Consider the following 2,693-nt stretch of genomic DNA (forward strand, 5'->3'; position numbering starts at 1 on the left):
TTACCTTCTTTTTCTACATCAATGTCTGCAACAACATCTAAGTTATTGATTTCTTCTTCCCCAGCAGTTAAAGTAGCACCACTTGCAAGTGATACATGTAACTTATAAGGGTTACACCAGCTATTAAATCCAGTTGATGGACGATAAATAAATGGTGAACCATCACTAGGAGATACATACATTTCAATAGTAATATATTCAGATGCAGTATTTACTTTATTACCTTTATCATCTGAAGTATAAGCAGCAGTGACTTTTCTATCACTTGAAACAAGACCTTCTTCACCAGTTGCCCAGTTAAGAATACCATTCTTTTCTTCTACAACCTTTAAGTTAGAGGCATCTACAGAAGTAGAATCAACAGCCTTATCAAGTTTTACAACAGTCTTTCTAACTGCAGGTCCCCAGTCTTCACCAGTTACAAATGCTTTCTGAGTTCCTTTTGCAGTAACTGTTTCAGCCTTAGTCTGTTTAGCCATCCATTTCCATAAGTTGACACCATTTTCATCATAACATTCATTATTATCGAAATATGTCCAAGACCAATGTCCATCATACTGATGTGGTTGACCATTTTCATCAGTGAAACGTCCTGTTGTATCATGAACATCTTCAAATGCTGAAACATGAACTTCTTTATTACCGGCAGCTCTTAATCTTTGAGCTAATGCAGCAGTCGTATTTTCATAATTTACTGTTGTATCATTCTTTGCATGAATGAACCAGATTGGAAGATTCTTTAGAGTGTTGATTGTTTCATCAGACACATCTTTACTATTCTTAGCTGCACAGATTGGATAAGCAGCCGCAAATGCTGTTGGATAATCAATAATCATATCCATAGTGAACTTACCACCAGCACTGCATCCACCAATGATTACTCTATCAGGATCAATATCAGGATTAGCCTTTAATGTTTCCTGGATTAAGTTATATACAGTAGAAGTCTTAGTACGCCAAGATCTTTGTGGAACTAATACATAGGCACCATCCATAGTCTTCTGGAAATCAGTACCACCTAATGCAGTCACCTTATTACATAATAAATCAATCTGTACATCAGTACCTGTTTCACCAATACCATGGTTCCATACAACTAAAGCATTCTTATGATTATCTTTCTTTGGAGTATAAAGTGAATAAGACACTGTATCTCCATTATCAGTATACTTTAGAGAACTGTATTTATTATCCTTGAAAGAGAATCCATCTAACTGTGGACAGATCTTTCCATCACCTACAATATCAATTGTAGGATCTACTGTTACTTTAGTAATTGTATCAGTTGCAGTCTTGATATCTTCCCCCTCTACAATTGATACATTTAACTTATAAGGGTTAGCCCAGTTATTACGCCAAGCACTACCATCCCATATAAATGGACTTCCTTCGCTTGGTGAAATAGCCATTTCAACAGTCACAATATTAGAGTCTGTAGTTACTTTATCTCCATTCGCATTAGAAGTATAAGCATCTACAATAGTACGTGTTGTAGTTGTTTCACCTGCAGTCTGTTCTACTTTAAAGTCTCCCTTAGAAACAGAATCTGCTTTGATTGTCTTGTCTAAAGTCATAATTGACTTAGTTACACCACTTCCCCAGTCATCACCAACTAGGTAAGCTTTTTGTGTACCTGTTGCTTCATTCGTTCCTGCTGCTAGAACGGGTAAGTTTGTCATGGACATGACCATCATGGCACTTACCAAGCAACTCATTGCTTTCTTACCATTATTCATTGTTTTCATTCCTCCTATAGAAATAATTATAATAAATGAAAGCGCTTTACTTAGGTAAAAAACTAATATAATTAGGTCACTTTTCACATATTTGTATATTAAAAAATACAGGAATAACCCTGTATTTACTTACAGTCATGTCTAAATTGGTTAGGGGTACAATGATACAAATCTTTGAATACTTTGTTCATTGATTTAACATTGGGAAATCCACACATAATCGCAATATCAATAAGTGGTAGATCAGAATTAAGTAAAGCTTGTCTTACTTCTTTTGCACGTGTCTGAGATATATAGGCTTTTATTGTCATACCAAGATTTTCTTTAAAGAGTTTAGAAAGATGTCCTTCTGATAGATGAAATACATCAGAAAGTACTTCTATTGTTAGATCTTCCTGATAGTTATTATCAATATAGTTAATAATAGAAGTAATGCGACGTTTATTCTTTTCACTCTTTAATTCTACTTTATCTTTCTTCTCTATAGAAAGGTGTTCTACTAGTAAATAAATCAAATGATATAAAGCAGAATAGATAAGTAAATCTTTATGGTTACTATCCATTTCATAGTATTCATTTATAAGAAAAATCTGTTTTTTAATCAACGTGCCTACTTCTTCATCCGGCTGTTTAAAGTATATATGATCTATTTCAGGATAAACTTCTTTTAGGAAGTGATAATTGATTTGTAATGCTAAACCTATATAGGGTTTAGGTCTTCCTGATTCAAAGGCGTGAATGCTTCTAGAGTTTATTATGAAAGGCCTATTGTTTTCTTGGTAGAGTTTATAGTATCTTCCATCAACCCAGCCATATTCTCCATTACATATAGGTAATACGATTTCAAGGCTATTATGCCAATGTTTATGAATAGGTTCGCATATGTCTCCTTCAAATCGTATGAGTTTTATAGGCAAGTTTAAATCATCGTTTATTTTTTCATATTGAATCATTGGT

2 protein-coding genes are annotated in these 2,693 nt (G+C 33.9%); both read right to left on the bottom strand.

The features are described 5' to 3' along the window. Nucleotides 1–1,745, bottom strand: a 1,745-nt coding sequence (locus B2S90_RS02815) for a dienelactone hydrolase family protein (protein WP_286696514.1), incomplete at its 3' end; no start/stop codon positions are given. 116 nt (nucleotides 1,746–1,861) lie between these two features. Further along, on the bottom strand, nucleotides 1,862–2,693 hold an 832-nt coding region (locus B2S90_RS02820; RefSeq protein WP_286696515.1), incomplete at its 5' end, for a helix-turn-helix transcriptional regulator.

The organism is Catenibacterium sp. UBA627 (assembly GCF_002299355.1).
GTDB lineage: Bacteria > Bacillota_I > Bacilli_A > Erysipelotrichales > Coprobacillaceae > Catenibacterium > Catenibacterium mitsuoka.